Origin of the sequence: Calderihabitans maritimus (assembly GCF_002207765.1) — a bacterium.
Taxonomy (GTDB): domain Bacteria; phylum Bacillota; class KKC1; order Calderihabitantales; family Calderihabitantaceae; genus Calderihabitans; species Calderihabitans maritimus.
The window spans coordinates 13,903-32,584 of record NZ_BDGJ01000017.1 but is presented as its reverse complement, the minus strand read 5'-3'; the positions used below and the strand labels follow the sequence as shown (position 1 = coordinate 32,584).

Annotated in this window: 19 protein-coding genes and 1 riboswitch; all 19 genes read left to right on the top strand. The window is 45.9% G+C overall.

Annotated features, from left to right (window positions below):
* The first annotated feature begins 328 nt into the window (after positions 1 to 328).
* Positions 329 to 844: an HD domain-containing protein gene (locus KKC1_RS02700; RefSeq protein ID WP_088552967.1), complete on the top strand. Its 516-nt coding sequence runs from the start codon at positions 329 to 331 to the stop codon at positions 842 to 844.
* A 590-nt stretch (positions 845 to 1,434) separates the two neighbouring features.
* On the top strand, positions 1,435 to 2,031 hold the full coding sequence (locus tag KKC1_RS02695; RefSeq protein ID WP_238134169.1) for an accessory gene regulator ArgB-like protein: 597 nt from the start codon (positions 1,435 to 1,437) through the stop codon (positions 2,029 to 2,031).
* Between the two features lie 5 nt (positions 2,032 to 2,036).
* Entirely contained in the window at positions 2,037 to 2,159 is a 123-nt protein-coding gene (locus KKC1_RS02690; RefSeq protein WP_192868043.1) for an AgrD family cyclic lactone autoinducer peptide, read from the top strand.
* Positions 2,160 to 2,186: 27 nt separating this feature from the next.
* Positions 2,187 to 2,660, top strand: coding sequence for a hypothetical protein (locus tag KKC1_RS02685; protein WP_088552964.1), 474 nt, complete (start codon positions 2,187 to 2,189; stop codon positions 2,658 to 2,660).
* 13 nt (positions 2,661 to 2,673) lie between these two features.
* A complete protein-coding gene (locus KKC1_RS02680; protein WP_088552963.1) occupies positions 2,674 to 3,504 on the top strand; it encodes a sensor histidine kinase in 831 nt (276 codons plus the stop codon).
* 48 nt (positions 3,505 to 3,552) lie between these two features.
* Complete coding sequence (locus KKC1_RS02675) at positions 3,553 to 4,314, top strand: alpha/beta hydrolase (RefSeq protein WP_088552962.1); 762 nt, start codon at positions 3,553 to 3,555, stop codon at positions 4,312 to 4,314.
* 75 nt (positions 4,315 to 4,389) lie between these two features.
* On the top strand, positions 4,390 to 4,755 hold the full coding sequence (locus KKC1_RS02670) for a hypothetical protein (protein ID WP_088552961.1): 366 nt from the start codon (positions 4,390 to 4,392) through the stop codon (positions 4,753 to 4,755).
* Positions 4,755 to 5,618 (top strand): CBS domain-containing protein, encoded by an 864-nt coding sequence (locus tag KKC1_RS02665; protein ID WP_088552960.1) that lies wholly within the window; start codon positions 4,755 to 4,757, stop codon positions 5,616 to 5,618. The genes KKC1_RS02670 and KKC1_RS02665 overlap by 1 nt, the downstream gene beginning before the upstream one ends.
* Positions 5,619 to 5,635: 17 nt before the next feature.
* Positions 5,636 to 8,137, top strand: coding sequence for a primosomal protein N' (gene priA / locus KKC1_RS02660; protein ID WP_088552959.1), 2,502 nt, complete (start codon positions 5,636 to 5,638; stop codon positions 8,135 to 8,137).
* A gap of 13 nt (positions 8,138 to 8,150) precedes the next feature.
* Positions 8,151 to 8,603, top strand: a complete 453-nt coding sequence (gene def, locus KKC1_RS02655) for a peptide deformylase (protein WP_088552958.1) — start codon at positions 8,151 to 8,153, stop codon at positions 8,601 to 8,603.
* A gap of 22 nt (positions 8,604 to 8,625) precedes the next feature.
* Complete coding sequence (gene fmt / locus KKC1_RS02650; RefSeq protein WP_088552957.1) at positions 8,626 to 9,591, top strand: methionyl-tRNA formyltransferase; 966 nt, start codon at positions 8,626 to 8,628, stop codon at positions 9,589 to 9,591.
* On the top strand, positions 9,588 to 10,964 hold the full coding sequence (gene rsmB / locus KKC1_RS02645) for a 16S rRNA (cytosine(967)-C(5))-methyltransferase RsmB (protein ID WP_088552956.1): 1,377 nt from the start codon (positions 9,588 to 9,590) through the stop codon (positions 10,962 to 10,964). Before fmt ends, rsmB begins: the two co-directional genes overlap by 4 nt.
* Before the next feature lie 238 nt (positions 10,965 to 11,202).
* Entirely contained in the window at positions 11,203 to 12,261 is a 1,059-nt protein-coding gene (rlmN, locus tag KKC1_RS02640) for a dual-specificity RNA methyltransferase RlmN (RefSeq protein WP_088552955.1), read from the top strand.
* Positions 12,262 to 12,361: 100 nt separating this feature from the next.
* On the top strand, positions 12,362 to 13,075 hold the full coding sequence (locus KKC1_RS02635) for a Stp1/IreP family PP2C-type Ser/Thr phosphatase (protein ID WP_088552954.1): 714 nt from the start codon (positions 12,362 to 12,364) through the stop codon (positions 13,073 to 13,075).
* Between the two features lie 47 nt (positions 13,076 to 13,122).
* On the top strand, positions 13,123 to 14,988 hold the full coding sequence (pknB, locus tag KKC1_RS02630; protein WP_088552972.1) for a Stk1 family PASTA domain-containing Ser/Thr kinase: 1,866 nt from the start codon (positions 13,123 to 13,125) through the stop codon (positions 14,986 to 14,988).
* A gap of 8 nt (positions 14,989 to 14,996) precedes the next feature.
* Complete coding sequence (gene rsgA / locus KKC1_RS02625) at positions 14,997 to 15,863, top strand: ribosome small subunit-dependent GTPase A (RefSeq protein ID WP_088552953.1); 867 nt, start codon at positions 14,997 to 14,999, stop codon at positions 15,861 to 15,863.
* A 2-nt stretch (positions 15,864 to 15,865) separates the two neighbouring features.
* Positions 15,866 to 16,522: a ribulose-phosphate 3-epimerase gene (gene rpe / locus KKC1_RS02620; RefSeq protein ID WP_088552952.1), complete on the top strand. Its 657-nt coding sequence runs from the start codon at positions 15,866 to 15,868 to the stop codon at positions 16,520 to 16,522.
* A 66-nt stretch (positions 16,523 to 16,588) separates the two neighbouring features.
* Positions 16,589 to 16,807: riboswitch (FMN riboswitch) on the top strand.
* 104 nt (positions 16,808 to 16,911) lie between these two features.
* Entirely contained in the window at positions 16,912 to 18,021 is a 1,110-nt protein-coding gene (gene ribD / locus KKC1_RS02615; protein WP_088552971.1) for a bifunctional diaminohydroxyphosphoribosylaminopyrimidine deaminase/5-amino-6-(5-phosphoribosylamino)uracil reductase RibD, read from the top strand.
* Complete coding sequence (locus KKC1_RS02610; protein WP_088552951.1) at positions 18,022 to 18,681, top strand: riboflavin synthase; 660 nt, start codon at positions 18,022 to 18,024, stop codon at positions 18,679 to 18,681. It begins immediately after the preceding gene.
* Position 18,682: the final 1 nt, after the last annotated feature.

Sequence of the window (18,682 nt, the reverse complement as noted above, 5' to 3'; positions counted from 1 at the left end):
GGTTCTCCCTTTTTTCGTCTTCTCCTGCTGCTATGGTAATCTATGGCTTTTACCTAGATTTATTTTACTGCTACCCGGAAACCTGACTACCAAAAAACATACGAAGTCAGAGTTTTAACAAGCTAAAAAGAGCGGTTTTCTCAAGTTGATTCTTTCCCATTTTCAACCCGCGTTGCTATACACAGTAATTAAGACGGTACGGGACGAACAGAGAATAGACTTGATAATAGTTTCATAATTGACTAAGACGGAGTCTGTCTTCTTGTTAGGATCTTTAAATATTGTTATTATAAGTATCTGAAGGCAATTTGGATGGGAGGAATGAGTGGTGGAGAAGGCTTTTACCATACAGGAAAAAATGCTTGCCAAGATCGCAGAGTTTGAAAATAAGGATGTGGATCGTGACTATTCTTTAAACTGGGAAAGGCTTCATATGGCCAGTTGTACCGCGATAGGAAAATTGCTGGCTTTGAAGCGGGGCATCGATCCGGAACTGGCTGCCATAGCCTGCTCAGTACATGATTACGGGCGCCTTGTTACAGGTAAACAAAAGAACCATGCAGCTGCTGGTTACGAACCCTTAAAAGAGTTTTTACAAGAAACAGGTTTATTTACTGAGGAACAAACGGAATTAATAGCCCAGTCTGCCCGAAATCACAGCAACAAAAATGAGGTGGGCTCCCCCCTGGAAGAGTTAGTCAAGGACGCCGATGTACTGGATTGTTACCTGCACGGTGTCCCACTGGAAAGGGAAGAGCAAAGGCACCGTTTGCGTCAGGTGCTGGAAGAAATAAAGTTGTCCGAAATGCTTAGCTGCAAAAATTGCGGACAAGGTAGTTTATAATTACCTTGTCCTTTTTGATTCTCAAAACGATGGAACAGCTTTTACAAGTTTCTTAATATGTTTTGCAACCTGCGTCGCAGTTGCCTAAACCTTAGTTCTATCAGACAGGTTTTACAACTTGTATATAACTCACATGCACCTTGTTCTCGCATATTATGGCATCTGTTGGCTAGCTCAGTTAACCGATTGCATATTCCGGCTACTGAAGTATATTTTGCTTTTTCCACCATAGCACGTCAACTCCATGACAAATTATATAACTTCTTTTATTTCAATTATTGACATAAATGACATTTCCTATAATCCAAGATTTCTGAAAATAACACCATTAATAGCGATAAGTTTTCCTTGCGAGAGGAAATACGGCGTTCGATAGTAAATTTCAGTGCGAGGACACGCCATAAGGAGGTAAATTTGTCATGTTCGGGCACCAGGGGTCGAATGCCTGGGCTCTTTTTATTGACGAGGCGGCATAAGTTAGTCGTGAAAAATAACCAGAAATAAACCACATATTTCTAGAAATGGCAGGAAAAAAAGGATTTATAGCGAAATATTTTTCCATGGCAGGTAATAAGAACTCTTTGGAAAAAATGGCAACTTATATAGCTAAAGAGACCGGGCGGGATGAAGACGTCGTTCTTTTCGGCCTGCGTCTTTTTTTAACGAGTTTTTCCGGTTATGTTGCCTTGATACTGTTTGCTGCCTTTTGGGGAATATTCCATTATGCTCTGGCGGCGGCAGTCACGGTATCGCTATTCAGGGTTTTTTCCGGTGGTGCCCATGCTACTTCTCCCCTACGGTGTAATTTGATCGGTCTATCTGTATTTTTAACCCTAGGGTTTCTGGTCAAGTTACTCCCGCAGGCTCCGGGCCCTCTATGGACGGCTACCATTAGTCTTGTGGGGATATTTGTTATATATAAATACGTTCCCGCCGAGACCCCGGGGAAACCCATTTCGTCAAAGGTACAGAGAAAATACCTGAGAATTATATCCTTTATCTTACTGATTGCTTGGGGTATGGGGTGTACTTTGGCCCTGTGGCAACCTACTAAATTTGTCACACCGGACATTATACTATCTAGTTCCCTGGGTATGATGTGGCAGCTACTGACCCTTACCCCTATAGGTTATAGAATAGTAGGGGGTATGGACAGTCTGCTCAAATATCTCACAGAGAGGAGGTGACCCGGGTGAAACGGGTCGTATTAACCCTGGCTGCTGCCGTTCTGACCTTGCTGGCCTTTGCCAACGTTGCTGCTGCTACTGGTTTTTGGAGCTATCAGCCCGAAGTACCGGACAAGCTTCTGAAGTAGAAGATCAAGTAGAAAGGATGAGGTCTTATGGAGGACCTGCGGGTCCTGCTTTTTTTGCACATTACAGAATCGTTTTTAATGGCTGCCACCGGTTTAAGATTGTTTGGTCAAAATAGCGGCTTAAAAATCCTCATGGCCATTGGGGTAATTCATGGACTTGCAGTATGGTTAATCAGGGGAGCTTATCTTTATTATCATATTCCTTTCGGTACTCACACCCTTATTCTGACGGTAATTTTGTTTCTTTTAATAAGAATGCTTGCCAGGGTGAGCTGGGGTGAGGCGTTAGGGGCCACCTTGACAAGTGTCAGTTTGGTCATAATTGGAAGTAGTATATCCGGAATTATAGTACAATTTTATCATCTTAATGTACAAGATATCATGAATAATACTTGGTTACACGTATTAATAGGTCACACGGAGAATGTTTTTCTGGTGTTACTCTTGGTAATCAATAGTGTTTTTGGATTTACCATAACCAAGCCTCTCGAGATAAGGTAAGTAGGGATAATGCATGGGGAAAAGACTGCTGTTTTTAAATCTTCTTTTGCTACAGCTATTTTTGTCTCTTTTCTTGGCTTATTCCATTCTTAACGACGTTTTTCTTCACCATAAAATGCCCATTATTATTGTCTTTTTAATTATTACTACCGTAATAGTTTCAAATTTCTGGGTAGTCCGCGAGATGCTCAGGCTGGCGGACAAGGAAAGAGAAGCCGAAACGACAAGGGTAAGATTAGAGGAAGCTAAGAATCTGATAGCTACCTTGAGGGCCAAACATCACGATTTTGTAAATCACCTGCAAGTTATTTTGGGACTGATTCAGGTGAAGCGGGAGCAAGATGCAGCCGACTATATCAAACGGCTGTCAAAAGATCTGATCGATATAGAGAAACTTGTAGGGCTGGGGAAACCGGAGATTGCCGCCTTGATCAGCCGAAAACTTGCCGATGCAAGTCATATCCGAACGTCACTAGTTATAAATACTACCCTGAATGAGCTTTCTGTTCCACCGGAAAAACTGGTCAGTATTTTCGGAAACCTGTTGGATAATGCCCTGTATGAAGCTACTCTTCAAGAAGATAAGTGGCTGAACATCAGAATTGATTCTGATGATAGATGGTTTATATTTGAGTTGAAAAATCCCGGCATTATTGCTCCTGAGTTCAAAGAACGAATTTATGAACCGGGATTCACTACTAAAGGAGAAAAAGGAACAGGTATGGGTTTATTTATTGTAAAAAATCTGGTTGAAGAATATGGTGGTACTGTTTCCTGCCGTTGTCAAGAGGAAGAGAAAACCATAACTTTTACGGTTAAATTACCAAAGGTTTCGCATGTATGATTATTTACTCATTATTTACTTTTGGTGTATTGGAAAAGGTGAAAATAGATGAAAGCTCACCACCATCTACCGGAACCATTTTTTTTTGAAGGGGATAACAGGGGGCTGCTTCTTGTCCACGGGTTTACCGGATCAACAGCGGAATTAAGACCTATGGGAAAATATTTCCGTGATCTGGGTTATACAGTACATGCGCCCCTCCTGGCCGGCCACGGCACTACTCCCGAGGACATGAAAAGAACTAGCTGGCCTGACTGGTGGTCCAGTGTCGTGCAGGGATACCAACATCTGGTGAGAAGCGGCTGTAATCCTATTTACGCAGCCGGTCTTTCGATGGGCGGACTTCTGGTACTGAAGCTGTCCCTACAATATGAAGTGGCGGCCATAGCTACCATGAGTTCTCCTGTATACATCAAGGACCGGCGTGCCTATCTGACTCCTTTATTAAAAAGAATTATCCCCTATATCAGAAAGGAAGGTAGAGATGAAAAGCCGCCGTATATTAAAAGAGAAGTTTTTCTTTATGACAGAATTCCCTTAGCGTGTGTATCCAGTCTCCTCAAGCTGATTGGCCATGTTAAAAGAAAACTACCCGAGATAAATGTACCGGTGTTCATTGCCCAGAGTGGCAAGGATGAGGTTGTTGATCCCAGGAGTGCCTGTTACCTCTATAGACATATCGGATCGAACTGTAAGGAATTGAAATGGTATCCTGAGTCTACTCATATTATCACCCTGGACATAGAAAAGGAGAGGTTGTTCACCGATCTAGAAAAATTTTTTAAAAGGTACGAGCATTTGGTAAAATAATTTTACAGAGGGCTATTAAGAATGGTATGAGATTGGAGGCAGGAGGAAAAGGTTTCAAAAAAGGAGTGGCATGTGATGACTGGTAAGGCTTCTGTAGTATCCCAGGGACCAATGCGCAAAGCTGACGTGTTTATCCGCTTATCTGAATTTGAAATACCGCCCATGCAGGATGTATTGCTTGTAGGAAGGAAGGCGCCAATCGGACCTGAAGCCGTCCGGAGAATGGTAGAAGCACTTTCACCCGAGCAGTACAAGATTGTACATATTAACCATGATGTCTTTGAGGCTGTAGTATTTAAGAAATCATTGCTAAAATTTCTTCCTGAAGAAAAACTGTTACCTATTATTTTGGAAGAAGCAGAACGGATAGCTATGGAAAGTACTGTAGTAAAAGTTCAGGTGAACATTGTTATTCAGGTGAACCGGGCGGTGGATTTATAATGCTTAACGTGAGCAACATTATGACCAGAGAGCTGGTTACTGTTTCGGCTGGAGATTGCGTCGGCAGAGCTGCTGCATTGATGGAACAGTTTAAAATAGGCGGACTTCCGGTGGTAGAGGACGGAAAGCTGGTGGGTATCATCACCTCCAGAGATATACGGCGTTGCCACCCTAACCGGTTAGTGGCCGACGCCATGAGCAAGAAGGTAATTACCGTCACCCGGGAAAGTTCTCTCTGGGAGGCAAAGGAACTCCTGGAACGATATGAGATTGAGCGCCTGGTGGTCGTAGATGGGAACCGTCCTGTGGGAATCGTGGCCAAATCGCAACTTTATGCTGAACTGGGTAAGCATGTAGATGCTCTTACTGGCCTAGATCGGGCAGTGTTTTTGCAGAGAAAGGCAGCTGAACTGTTGCAGGAGGGGAAAGAGATTGCGGTTATCTTTTTGGATTTAGATAACTTCGGGACAATTGATAAGAAACTGGGCCATGTTCTTGGTGATGAAGTTCTGCGGCGAGTAGCGGAAGTCTTAAAGGGTCTGATTGAAGAGGGAACAGATTATCTATGCCGGTACGCGGGAGATGAATTTGCTGTTGTAACAATCAGGCCTTTTGAAGAGGCAAGGAAGTTGGCATGGCAAATGGTTGCCGCCCTTGCCGAGGAGAAATGGCCAGGCGGGATAAAAATTACGGGATCTGTTGGTGTGGCGGGAGGAAGGCGTAGATCTTCCCGTGATGAAGGAAATGAAAGTTGTACGGTAAGCGACCTTATAAACATGGCCAGCTTGGCTTCTACTAGAGCCAAGAGAGAAGGGAAACGGGTAGTGGTGGCCGATGAAGTTGAGATGAGGAGCAAAGGTTAGAATAACAGGGGGACAGAATGTTGGAGACAAAAAAGTTTACCTTTGCGGAAGTGGCCATAGACCCGTCCTTGCGCCTGACTGATAAAACTTTTCATTATCGCATTCCTACCCGGCTTAAGGCCTCAATCCAGTTGGGAACACGGGTTTTAGTTCCCTTTGGGAGACAGCGGTTGGAGGGATATGTGGTAGGTTACTCCTCACACCCGGAAGTTGACCGGGTGAAAAACATTTTAGAGGTAGTGGACGAGACACCTGTTCTTAATGAGGAAGCAGTCAGGCTAGCTCGGTGGATGTCCGACTATTATTTATATCCTATACCTGTAGCGTTACAGTGCCTGATACCCCCCGGCTTGAGGCGTCAGGAGAAAATAGTGGTTACCTTGAAACTCAGTGATGAAGTTGGACATAAATTGAAAGAAACTCTTAATATACTTGATCCGGTAAGCGGAAGAGTTTTAGCTTTTTTGACCGAGACAGGAAGGGTTCCATTAGAAAGATTAATTAAAAAATTTCCAAGTCAAAATCTACAGGAAACCTTAAATTCGCTTCGGGAACTGGGTTTAATTGAGATTGAAAAGCTATACACGGATCGTTTAAAAAAGAAGTTTCGCCGTGTTGTCGAGCTTAATAAGGAAGTAGTGGGCCTGGAACAGGATCTTGAAGAGTTGGCAGTCCGCTCACCGAAACAGAAAAAGGTACTGCAAATACTGTTGGAACAGGGCCCCTTATTGTTAAACGATTTATTGGATCTGGCCGGCACATCCTATAGCACCGTCAAGAGTTTGATTGACAAGGGGTTTATTGTACTAAACAAAGTGAGGGTGGAGGAAGACTTTTTGAGAATAAACAAGGCTTCTTCTGTTAAGCCAGTCGAACTTACCGATGATCAGGAGAGAGCATTACGTTCGATCCAAAACGCCCTCGCCCAAAGAAGTTTTTCCGTATTCCTTCTTCATGGCGTTACCGGTAGCGGGAAAACAGAGGTATACATACGGGCCGTGGAGCAGGTCCTAAAGCTGGGAAAACAAGCTGTTGTACTGGTACCCGAGATATCCCTGACACCTCAGATGGTAGAACGTTTTGTGTCGCGTCTAGGTTCATGCGTGGCCGTGCTTCACAGCAGGTTGTCCCTACGGGAAAGAAGCAATGAATGGCAGCGGATTCACCGGGGAGAAGCACAGGTGGTCATCGGGGCCCGATCGGCAGTATTTACTCCGGTTTCCGATCTTGGATTGATTATAATCGATGAGGAACATGAAAGCAGTTACCGGCAGGATGTGATGCCACGATATCATGCTCGAGACGTTGCTATTCAGCGAGCCCGTTATCACGGGGCTTTAGTCTTGCTGGGAAGTGCCACTCCCTCGCTGGAAAGTTATACTAAAGCTAGGCTTGGTCGTTACGCCTTGCTGTGCCTTCCTAATAGGGTGGAAAACCGGCCCTTGCCTTCGGTAGAGATTGTGGATATGAGGCAGGAACTGGCGGCAGGAAACCATAGTATTTTTAGTCGCTGTTTGCAGGGGAAAATGCGGCAACATCTGGAGCAGGACAGGCAAATTCTTTTGTTTCTCAACCGTAGGGGTTTTGCTCATTTCATGGTTTGTCGGGAGTGTGGTTTTGTCAACCGGTGTTCGCGTTGTGCAGTCAGTTTGACTTATCACCGGGTGGAGGGGCAATTGCGCTGTCATTACTGCGGATATCAGGAACCGGTACCGGTTACCTGTCCCAAGTGTGGCAGTCGTTATTTACGAAGTTTTGGCATTGGTACCCAAAGGGTCGAGGACGAAGTAAAACGCCTGTTTCCAGACCGGCAGGTACTCCGAATGGATGTGGACACTACCACCCGGAAAGGATCCCATGAGGAAATCTTGACTGCCTTTCGGCAGGGGAAAGCGTCGATATTGGTTGGAACTCAGATGATTGCTAAAGGGTTGGATTTCCCGGAAGTTTCTCTGGTGGGTGTAATTACAGCTGATATAGCCTTGAATACACCTGACTTTAGGGCTCATGAGAGAACGTTCCAGCTTCTGACCCAAGTAGCGGGGAGGGCTGGAAGAGGTTCTTTTCCGGGAGAGGTGGTTATCCAGACTTATGACCCGGCAAATCCAAGTATTGTTGCGGCCAGCCGTCAGGATTATCTTGCCTTTTACAAGCAAGAGATTGCTCTGCGACGTAGCACCAACTACCCTCCTTTTTCCCGTCTGGCACGCTTGGTGATTTCAGGAGGAGAGGAAGAGCAGGTAATAGAGGCGGCGCAGAGATTGGCCCTGGATATGGAATTGCAGATCATTAAAAAACGGGAAGAGGAAAAAGTACCGGTAGGAGAACTTTTGGGCCCTGCCCCTGCGCCTATATCTAAAATGAAAAATAGATTCCGGTGGCATATTATGGTCAAAGGACCGAAATTAGCAATTATACGGGAGTTGCTTCGCGATGTTCTAGATGGGTGGAAAGTAGAAAGAGCTGGAAAAAACTCGATACATATTAGCGTTGAATTAGACCCAATGGAAATATTATAGGAGGCTTTGTGAAATGGCTGTTTATCAAATAGTTAAGGTAGGAGACCCTATTTTACGAGAAAAGGCTGCTAAAGTTAATAAAATCACTCCGGCGGTTATCCGACTTTTGGAAAACATGGCGGATACTATGTATGAAGCCAAAGGGGTTGGACTGGCGGCACCGCAGATAGGCGTATCAAAACGAGTTATAGTAGTGGATGTGGGAAATGGATTAATCGAAATGATTAATCCGGAAATTATAGAGAGCAGTGGGAGTGAGGTAGCCGTGGAAGGTTGTTTGAGCATACCGGGAGTACACGGTGAGGTGGAACGGGCAGCCCGGGTTAAGGTAAGGGGGCTAAACCGAAAAGGTAAAGAGATAGAGATAGAGGGAGAAGGGCTCCTGGCTCGAGCCTTGCAGCACGAAATTGATCATTTAAATGGAGTACTTTTTATCGATAAAGTGGTTCGCTTTATTGAAGATTAACTCTTGGTTGGGGTGGGTTAAGATGCGAGTAGTTTTCATGGGAACACCTGATTTTGCGGTTCCCAGTCTCCAGGCATTGCAAGAAAGCAAACATGAAATAGTTGGTGTGGTGACCCAACCAGATCGGCCCCGAGGGCGAGGCAGGAAATTAGCGGCACAACCGGTAAAAGAATTGGCTTTAAAATACAAATTGCCAGTAATTCAACCAGAAAAGGTGGGAAGCGAGGAGACAATTGAAACCCTTAAGCAGTGGAACCCACAGCTAATAGTTGTGGTCGCTTTCGGCCAGATTCTGCCCCTGAAAGTGTTGCAACTCCCTCCTGCGGGATGTATTAATGTTCATGCTTCACTCCTTCCTAAATATCGAGGGGCTGCACCAATACACCGAGCTATTATAAACGGAGAAAAGGAGACAGGAATTACTACTATGTTTATGGACGAGGGATTAGACACCGGTGATATTATTTTGCAGGAGGCCATTCCTATTCCTGCCCAGGCTACGGCAGGCGAAATTCATGACCGCTTGGCCACATTGGGGGCGGAAGTTTTGCTGCGGAGCATTACATTAATAGAAGAGGGAAGAGCTCCCCGCATCCCTCAGGATGAATCTCAGGCTACTTATGCTCCACCTCTAACCAGGAGGGATGAACTGATTGACTGGCACCGGAGAGCAGAAGAAATCGTAAATCAAGTGCGGGGTATGAATCCGTGGCCCGGAGCGTACACTACTTTCCGGGATAACGAAATATTGAAAATATGGCGGGCAGAGGTAATTGAACGACCATCGGGTCGTAGGAAGGTTATCCCGGGCCAGTTGATAGGGATAGAGGAAAGAGGATTTATAGTAGCCACCGGTCATGATGGAAGTGTCATGGTTACGGAAGTTCAACGTCGAGGCAAAAAAAAGATGCCTGCCGCTGATTTTTTGAGAGGTTGCCGAATGGAGCCGGGAATGATTCTAGGCCAAACGAGGACGGTTGAAGCATGAAAAAGAAATATTCTGTGTCGCCGCGCCAGCTAGCGTTGGGAGTACTCTATGAAATTGAGGAACAGGGTGCTTACTCAAATTTAGCCTTAGGCAAGTTGTTATCGCGGGTTCATTTGCCGTCCTTAGAACGCAGTTTCCTTACGGAATTGGTATATGGTACTGTTCGAACCAAAGGTACGCTCGACTGGGTACTGCGGCAATTTGTAAAGAGAGATTTAGGGAGGATTCCTCCCAGAATACGTTTGATCTTGCGGATGGGGCTTTACCAGATAATGTATCTGGATAAAGTCCCCGTCTCTGCTGCCGTAAACGAATCGGTTGAGCTGGCCAAGAAATACGGGCATGCGGGTTTAGTTAAGTTTGTGAATGGTGTCTTGCGGAATATTGCCCGGAATCTTAATCAAGTAGAATTTCCTTCTCTGGATGAAGACCCTGTCACTCATATATCTCTCGTTTACTACCACCCGGAATGGATGGTCCGAAGGTGGTTGGAAAGGTATGGCATAGAGGAAACTGTCGCCTTATGCCGGGCTAATAACCGGCCGGCAGTAAACTGTATTAGAGCAAATACTTTGAAAGTGAGTAGAGAAGAACTGGCTTGCCGGCTGCAGCAGGAAGGAATTGAAGTTCAACAAAGCCCCTATGTACCGGAAGGTTTACGGATTGCTGAATTCAGCGGTCTAGATGAGCTGGCTTCTTTCCGGCAGGGATTATTCATGCTGCAGGATGAAGCTTCCATGCTGGCTGCTCACGTCCTGAAGCCGGAAGCCGGCAGTTTTGTGATAGATGCCTGTGCTGCCCCGGGTTCGAAGACGACGCATATGGCTCAGCTGATGGGTAATCGGGGGAAGATCATAGCCTGGGATATACACCCGCATCGACTGAAATTAATTGAAGATAATTGCCGTCGGTTGGGAATCGATATTGTGGAGGTACAGCTAGGAGACGCACGGCTACTTGGGGAAAGATATCCTGGACAGGCGGATTACCTGCTGATTGATGCACCATGTTCGGGATTAGGAGTGCTGCGGCGGAGACCGGACGCCCGCTGGCGAAAAAACCCTGAGAAAATTCTTGAGTTGCAGAAGCTGCAATTGGAAATTCTCGATGGTGCTGCAAATTGCCTGCGCCCAGGGGGAATTTTGGTTTATTCTACTTGTACCCTGGAACCAGAGGAAAATTATTTAGTTATAGAGAAATTTAAAGAAAAACACCCGGGATTTAAAACTCAGGATTTAAGTAAGTTCTTACCTTTTCCTTTAGAACGGGAGGAAGATCGAAGAATGGCCGCTAAAGGGTATATCCAATTGCTACCTCATGTTCACGGAACGGACGGCTTTTTCCTGGCCCGACTAATCAAAAATGGTAAATGACCGGCTTTCGTGGTTTTACTAGGAAGAATGTCAAAAACATGGGGATAGGTCTGCTATAGTTAAAGCTTTGGCATGTAACAACCTATCTGGGACAAATTCTTTCTATCATCCGTTTTCCAAAGGAACTTAAATGACGGTCTGGGGTGGCTCGAACCACCTTTTTTTGGTTGGCTTTGCTTTCTTTTCGGTTACAGGTATAATATGAAATATATTAAGAAAATCGGCAGGGAAAAAATATATGGAGCCTACGAGAGATCTTCGGAACTTAAATCTTGAAGAGATGGAAGAGCTTGTACTTAAGTTGCACGGAAAAAAGTATAACGCACGGCAACTTTTTCAATGGGTTCACCAGAAAGGGATAACTGACTGGGGCAAAATGACCAATTTACCCCAGAAACTTATTGCCTGTTTGAAAGAAGAAACCGAAATAGGTACTTTAAAACCTTTAGAACGTCAAGTGTCCCGGCGGGATGATACAGTAAAATACCTGCTGGGGCTTTCTGATGGTAATGCTATTGAAACTGTACTGATGACTTATACGGGTAGGGAGCAGCGGGAAAGGTACACCGTTTGTCTTTCTACTCAGGTTGGATGTGGGGTAGGTTGTGCTTTTTGTGCCACCGGCCAGGGAGGGCTGGTGAGAAACTTGGAAGTGGCCGAGATCGTTGGGCAGGTGCTTAACGTAGAGTTAGAACTAAGACAGAAAGGCCAGAGGGTTACCAATGTGGTTTTTATGGGCATGGGGGAACCGCTGCTAAATTACCATAATGTGGTCAAAGCTATAAAAATTTTAAATCATCCCTTGGGTTTAAATATAGGATGGCGCAGAATCACCGTTTCCACTTGCGGTATCGTTCCGAAAATAAAAAGACTAGCTCGAGAGAAGATGCCTTTGGTTCTGGCGGTATCTCTTCACGCAGCTAGGGATGAACTACGCAATTGGCTAGTGCCTGTTAATCGCAAGTATCCTTTACGGGACCTTTTGGATGCTTGTCGGTACTACGTCCGGGAGACGGGTAGAAGGATAACCTTTGAATACGTCTTGATCGGAGGGATAAACGATAGTGAAAGGGATGCCCGGGAGCTGGCTTCCCTTCTAAAAGGAATGCTGGCAAACGTTAATGTCATTCCCTTAAACCCGATCAAGGAAACTGGATTTAGGAAGCCTGTTTTTAAATCCGTAAGAAACTTTATGCAGATGCTAGAAGAAGAGGGTATTCCTGCAGTATTAAGAGAAGAAAAAGGTGCCGATATTGACGCCGCCTGCGGTCAATTACGCGGCAAATTATACAGTTAGTTGAAAACATAGCGCATGAAAGAGGAGAAGATTTCTGCAGGTAGAAATTCTTTGTTTGGGTAAGTGGGATAGTTTATGATATTTCTAGCGGGGTGGGGACATGCAGGTAGAGGCTTTGACCAATACCGGGCTGGTGCGAGAGGACAACCAAGACTGTTACATAATAGATGAGGCTCGGGGTCTTTTGGTTGTAGCAGACGGGATGGGGGGGCACCGGGCCGGTGAAGTAGCTAGTCGGTTGGCGGTTACGGCGATAAAAGAATATCTAGAAATGGCCGATGTTTCGCAGGATCCGGCTGGCAAACTGAGAGAAGCCGTTCAGCGAGCCAACGCGTTGATTTATCGTTATGCTCATAAGAGCAAACAACATTTGGGAATGGGAACTACGGTCACCGCTGTTTTGGTTACCGATAATTGTTTAACTCTAGCCCATGTAGGCGATAGTCGAGCTTATCTGGTAAAACAGGACGGAATAGAGTTGCTTACTCAAGATCATTCCCTGGTGGGCGAATTAGTGCGAAATGGCAGTATTACTGAGGAAGAAGCGAGATGCCACCCTCATCGAAATATTCTTACGCGGGCCCTGGGGACAGAAGAACAGGTGAAGGTTGATGTTATGAAGTTCCCCCTAGAGAAGGGTGACCTTATCTTGCTCTGTACAGACGGTCTGTTTAATTTAGTTTCTGAGGAAGAAATGTATCGGTTGATTCGAAAGTGTCATAATTTAAAAAGTGCGGTACAGGAAATGATAAATTTAGGTTTGCAGCGGGGCGGATATGACAACATAACGGTTGTTTTAGCTAGATATGAATGATGGGGAGCCGGATAAGTATCCCGTTTTACTGTTGGCAGGTGAAGGCTTTGATAGGTAAACTCTTAAAAAGTCGCTATGAAATTCTCGAGCAACTAGGCGGCGGAGGAATGGCCGTCGTTTATAAGGGGAGAGATACCCTCTTAAACCGGATGGTTACTATTAAGGTATTAAGGGAGCAGCATGCAAGCGATGAAGATTTCGTGAGAAGATTTCAGCGGGAAGCCCAGGCTGTAGCCAGTCTTTCTCATCCTAATATTGTGAGCATCTTTGATGTCGGTGAGGAAGATGGTCTACATTATCTGGTAATGGAATATGTGGAAGGTCGCACGCTCAAGGAGATTATCCGGGAGAAGGCACCCCTGGACGTAAGGAATGCTATTAACATTGTAACGCAGATCTGTGATGCTCTAGATCATGCCCACGAAAACGGAATTGTTCACCGGGATATAAAACCTCATAACATTTTAGTCACCCCAGCAGGAAGAGTTAAAGTTACTGATTTTGGTATTGCCAAAGCGCCGACTACGGCTACCGTTACCTACACGGGTACTATAGTAGGGTCGGTTCATTATATATCTCCAGAACAAGCCAGAGGTGAAGCAACGGGAGCTAAATCAGACCTCTATTCTTTAGGGGTAGTTATGTATGAGATGTTAACCGGAAAACTGCCTTTTTCAGGAGAAAGTCCTATTTCCGTCGCTTTAAAACATATCCAATCTGAACCTACACCTCCACGGGAACTTAATCCCGACCTTCCGCCTAGCGTAGAAGCAGTAATTTTAAAAGCTCTGGCCAAACGCCCGGAGGAACGCTATGAATCGGCTGGAGAACTGGCGGCGGATTTGCGCGAGTTTCGCTATCCTGCTCACTGGGACCGGCGCGAGGAAGAAGACACCTTGGTTATGCCGGCGATAAATAAAACGGTAGCGGAACCTATTCGGGAGAAACGCCGCAAGAGGAAGTTGCGACCCTGGGTACGGGTACTACTGGTAGCGATCTTATTGGCCTGCGTAATTGGTGCAGGTTTAGTAGCTTATCGGGCAGTCAAGAATTATTTATATGTGGCGGAGGTGGAGGTTCCTCGGGTTATCAACATGCCCCTGGCGGCGGCTGAGGGCAAGTTGAAGGAAAAAGGGCTGAAATTTAAAGTAATAGACAGACGACATCATCCCAGCATTCCCAAAGGAAGTGTTATGGATCAAAATCCGGAACCGGGAGAAAGGATAAAGCGCCTGCGACCGGTGGAATTAATTGTCAGTGAGGGACCGCTTTTAAGGGAAGTTCCGAACGTAGTAGGGATGACTGAAAGGGCGGCCAGAATTGAGCTGACCAATTTTAACTTCCGTGTTGCTGGGGAAACGGAAAAGATGTTTCATCCGGAAATAGAAGAGGGACGGGTGATAAGACAGGAGCCTGAAGGTGGTACGATTCACCCTGAAGGCACGGTAGTAAAGTTGGTAGTCAGCAAAGGTCCGGAGCCGCGATATATTGAAATGCCGGATTTAAGAGGCTTGACCCTGGAGGAAGCTAAAAAGCGGTTGCAAGAGTCAGTACTGGAATTGGGAGTGATAAGCTATGATGAGAGCCGGGAATATTTTTCCGGCCAGGTTATGAGTCAGGACGTAAATCCGGGAGACCCCATTTTACAAGGGCATACAGTGAATTTAATAGTGAGTCAGGGGCCCGGTCCTTCGCCTGAGACGGCGACCGTAAAAGTTTCTGTACCGGCCGGTGACAAAAAGCGTAAAGTAAGCATAGTGGTGGTAGACCGGAAAGGCTCGCACCTTGAATACGAAAGGGTGCATGACCCTGGTGATTTAATAATAGAATTGATACCTTATTACGGCGAGGGGGAAATTCAGATTTATCTCGATGACAGGCTGGTTTTCAAGCAGGAGGTGCCGGTTTCTTAAGGGGAGATATGCAAGAAGGGATCGTAATCAAAAGATATGGTGGCTTTTACTACGTCAAAACCGGTAGTACGGTGCGGGAATGCAAGCTGCGAGGCCGCTTTCGGCGGCATAAAAAAGAAGTTATTGCCGGAGACAGGGTCAAGATTACGGTGTTAAATGACCGGCAGGGAGTGATTGAAGAGGTACTGCCTCGTGAAACAGAGTTGATACGCCCTCCGGTGGCCAATGTAGAGCAGGCAGTAATTGTAATGGCTTTGACGCAGCCGGAACCTGATCTGGTATTGTTGGACAGACTGTTAATCCTGGCGGAAGCAGCTTCGGTAACTCCCCTGATTTGCTTCAACAAATCGGACTTAACCCAGGAACGCTCGGTTGCGGAACTCTATGCCCATATTGGATATAGAGTTATAGTAAGCAGTGTTAAAACGGGTGAAGGCCTTGATCAATTGAAGAAAGCTCTTAAGGATACCATTTCCGTGTTTGCTGGACCCTCAGGAGTAGGTAAGTCGAGTCTGTTGAACGCGGTAGAGCCGGGACTTTCTCTGAAAACCGGCCAGATCAGTCGGAAAGCACAGAGGGGAAGACATACAACCCGACATGTGGAACTGCTCGAACTGTCTTTCGGCGGTTTGGTGGCAGATACTCCCGGGTTTAGCCGTCTAAACCTACCAAATATTCGCCGGGAAGAATTTGCAACCTTTTTCCCCGAAATGGATAAAATGTTGGGGCAGTGCCGGTTTTCCGTCTGTCTCCATTACAAGGAGCCCGACTGTGCCGTAAAGGAAGCGGTATCAAAAGGCACCATTGATGCGGGACGTTATTCCCGTTACCGGCAATTCCTAGAAGAAATTATCGAGAATGAAAGGAAGTATTAATTATGGTCAAGATAGCACCGTCGATATTGTCTGCCGATTTTAGCCGTTTGGCCGAGCAGGTACAGGCAGTAGAAAGGGCCGGGGTTGATTACCTGCATCTGGATGTTATGGATGGACATTTCGTTCCCAATATTACTTTTGGCCCGGGGATTATAAAGAGTTTACGTCAAAATTCTCAACTTCCTTTTGACGTACACCTGATGATCGATGAACCGGAACGTTATTTAGAATCTTTCGTTGCGGCAGGGGCAGATCTTATTTCGGTACATGTGGAAGCCTGTCGTCACCTGCACCGGACGCTAGAAACTATTAAAGAATTGGGGGCCAGACCTGCGGTGGCTTTAAATCCAGCAACTCCTTTGAGTTCTATTGAGCACGTTCTGGCAGAAGTGGATATGGTATTGCTGATGACTGTAAATCCAGGATTTGGTGGCCAGAAGTTTATTCCTGCGGTAATAAGAAAGATTGTTCAACTAAAAAAGATGCTGGATGATGAGAATTTAAATATAGATATTGAGGTTGATGGGGGAATTAATGCTGAAACGGCCTTGCAGGCAGTCAGGGCAGGGGCCAATGTTTTGGTAGCGGGATCAGCCATATTTGGTGCCAACGATATAGAAAAAGCAGTAAGAACCCTTAGAATGTCCGTTAATACCTAAACTTGACGCTTTTTCATTATTAATGTTATAATCGGTTTAAATATTATAATTGAATAAGAATTCTCTTGCATCCTTCGGGGAAAGGTGAAATTCCTTACCGGCGGTGATCCTGTTACGGTCAGCCCGCGAGCCCGGCACTTACTAACATTTTCATCCTATACCCGTAGAGAGTTTCAAGGTGAAGTTATTCCTTTTCATTAAAGCTAGGGTTGTATCAGTAAGTGACGGGTTGACCTGGTGAAAATCCAGGGCCGACAGTGAAAGTCTGGAGGGGAGAAGGAAGGCAGGCGATATTTTTAACCAGGTACAAATATAAAGTGTACCTCATTCGTCGTGCATTTCTGCCCCGGGGGAAACTCCGGGGCTTCTTGTTGAGAGGAGTAGTAACCATGGATGAATTTTTTATGCGAGAAGCACTAAATCTGGCGCGTAATGGATTGGGTCGAACCAGTCCCAATCCCGCCGTAGGCGCGCTCATTGTCAAAGAGGGGAGAGTCATCGGCCGAGGATATCATCGGAAGGCCGGGACCCCTCATGCGGAAATACTTGCCCTGCGGGAAGCAGGGAAGGAGGCCGAAGGAGCGACCCTTTATGTGAATTTGGAGCCGTGTTCCCATTATGGCAGAACTCCTCCCTGTAGTGAGGCAATTATAAAAGCCGGTATTAAAAGAGTAGTGGCGGCGATGGTAGATCCAAACCCGAAGGTGGCGGGTAGAGGTTTGGCACACTTGAAGGCGGCCGGGATAAAAGTTAAAGTTGGTGTATTGGAGGAGGAAGCCAGGAAATTAAACGAGTTTTTCATAAAACACATCACTACCGGGTTTCCTTTTGTAACTTTAAAAGGGGCTATGACCCTGGACGGTAAGATTGCCACCGTTACCGGTGATTCCCGGTGGGTTACGGGTCCTCTGGCCCGGGAATATGTACACCAACTACGGGATCAATATGATGCTATAATGGTAGGGGTAGGTACGGTGCTCGCCGACGACCCTCTTTTGACTACCCGACTACCGGAAGGACAGGGCCGGGACCCGGTCCGCGTTATTGTAGACAGCCGCTTAAGGATTCCTCTCGAGGCCAAAGTGGTTAATATCAGCGAAAAATCTTCCGCTCCTACCATCGTGGCTACTACGAATTTGGCCGACCCAGAGAGAAAAAAGGTGTTAGAGGATAAAGGGGTGGAAGTGTTAACCGTTAACCACAAGGATTCTAGGGTAGATCTTAACCATTTAATGATGCTGCTTGGTCAGCGGGGTATAATAAGCGTTTTACTGGAAGGCGGGGCCCAATTAAACGCTTCGGCCATAGAAGCGGGAATTGTAGATAAAATATTGATGTTTATTGCCCCCAAAATTATTGGCGGCAGTTTAGCTCCCGGACCGGTGGGAGGAAGAGGTATAGAAAAGATGCAGGAAGCACTACTTTTACACGAAGTAGAAGTGACCACGATAGGGGCAGATGTGCTGATATCTGCTTACATCCGCAAAGGAGAGGATTAGATGTTTACCGGACTGGTAGAAGAATTAGGAACGGTTCAAAAAATAGAAAGGGGACAGGCATCGGCTAACTTAACTATAAATGCATCTGCGATACTGGAAGATGTGCGATTGGGTGACAGCATTGCCGTTAATGGAGTTTGTCTGACGGTTGTGGAATTTAACCGGCATACTTTTACGGTAGAAGTGATGGCGGAAACATTAAGAAAAACTAACTTGGCCGATCTAAGGCCGGGGGACAAGGTCAACCTCGAAAGAGCTTTGGCCTTGGGTGGCCGGTTGGGAGGGCACCTGGTCAGCGGTCATATTGACGGAGTTGGAATGATTGAGCAGCAGTTTAAGGAAGATATCGCTCTGGTAACCAGGATAGGAGCTCCGTATGAAATAACGCGGTATCTAGTGCCGAAAGGGTCGGTGGCGGTAGACGGAGTAAGCTTAACTGTAACCGAGGTAGGGGAAGAAAGTTTTGCTGTTTCTTTAATACCTCATACTAGGAAAGTAACTACCTTGGGTTATAAAAGGATTGGTGATCGGGTGAACCTGGAAATTGATATGATTGCCAAGTATGTGGAACGTTTTCTTCGGAGTTACCGTGAAAAGCCCGAGAGACGAGGGATCGACATCAGCTTTTTAAAGGAGCATGGTTTCATAGATGAATCGTGAA

Excerpts from the sequence above, each read along its gene's own strand:
- KKC1_RS02695 (WP_238134169.1), top strand. The coding sequence starts at position 1,435 with ATGGCAACTTATATAGCTAAAGAGACCGGGCGGGATGAAGACGTCGTT.
- KKC1_RS02685 (WP_088552964.1), top strand. The coding sequence starts at position 2,187 with ATGGAGGACCTGCGGGTCCTGCTTTTTTTGCACATTACAGAATCGTTT.
- KKC1_RS02680 (WP_088552963.1), top strand. The coding sequence starts at position 2,674 with ATGGGGAAAAGACTGCTGTTTTTAAATCTTCTTTTGCTACAGCTATTT.
- KKC1_RS02675 (WP_088552962.1), top strand. The coding sequence starts at position 3,553 with ATGAAAGCTCACCACCATCTACCGGAACCATTTTTTTTTGAAGGGGAT.
- KKC1_RS02670 (WP_088552961.1), top strand. The coding sequence starts at position 4,390 with ATGACTGGTAAGGCTTCTGTAGTATCCCAGGGACCAATGCGCAAAGCT.
- KKC1_RS02665 (WP_088552960.1), top strand. The coding sequence starts at position 4,755 with ATGCTTAACGTGAGCAACATTATGACCAGAGAGCTGGTTACTGTTTCG.
- priA (WP_088552959.1), top strand. The coding sequence starts at position 5,636 with ATGTTGGAGACAAAAAAGTTTACCTTTGCGGAAGTGGCCATAGACCCG.
- def (WP_088552958.1), top strand. The coding sequence starts at position 8,151 with ATGGCTGTTTATCAAATAGTTAAGGTAGGAGACCCTATTTTACGAGAA.
- fmt (WP_088552957.1), top strand. The coding sequence starts at position 8,626 with ATGCGAGTAGTTTTCATGGGAACACCTGATTTTGCGGTTCCCAGTCTC.
- rsmB (WP_088552956.1), top strand. The coding sequence starts at position 9,588 with ATGAAAAAGAAATATTCTGTGTCGCCGCGCCAGCTAGCGTTGGGAGTA.
- rlmN (WP_088552955.1), top strand. The coding sequence starts at position 11,203 with ATGGAGCCTACGAGAGATCTTCGGAACTTAAATCTTGAAGAGATGGAA.
- KKC1_RS02635 (WP_088552954.1), top strand. The coding sequence starts at position 12,362 with ATGCAGGTAGAGGCTTTGACCAATACCGGGCTGGTGCGAGAGGACAAC.
- rsgA (WP_088552953.1), top strand. The coding sequence starts at position 14,997 with ATGCAAGAAGGGATCGTAATCAAAAGATATGGTGGCTTTTACTACGTC.
- rpe (WP_088552952.1), top strand. The coding sequence starts at position 15,866 with ATGGTCAAGATAGCACCGTCGATATTGTCTGCCGATTTTAGCCGTTTG.
- ribD (WP_088552971.1), top strand. The coding sequence starts at position 16,912 with ATGGATGAATTTTTTATGCGAGAAGCACTAAATCTGGCGCGTAATGGA.
- KKC1_RS02610 (WP_088552951.1), top strand. The coding sequence starts at position 18,022 with ATGTTTACCGGACTGGTAGAAGAATTAGGAACGGTTCAAAAAATAGAA.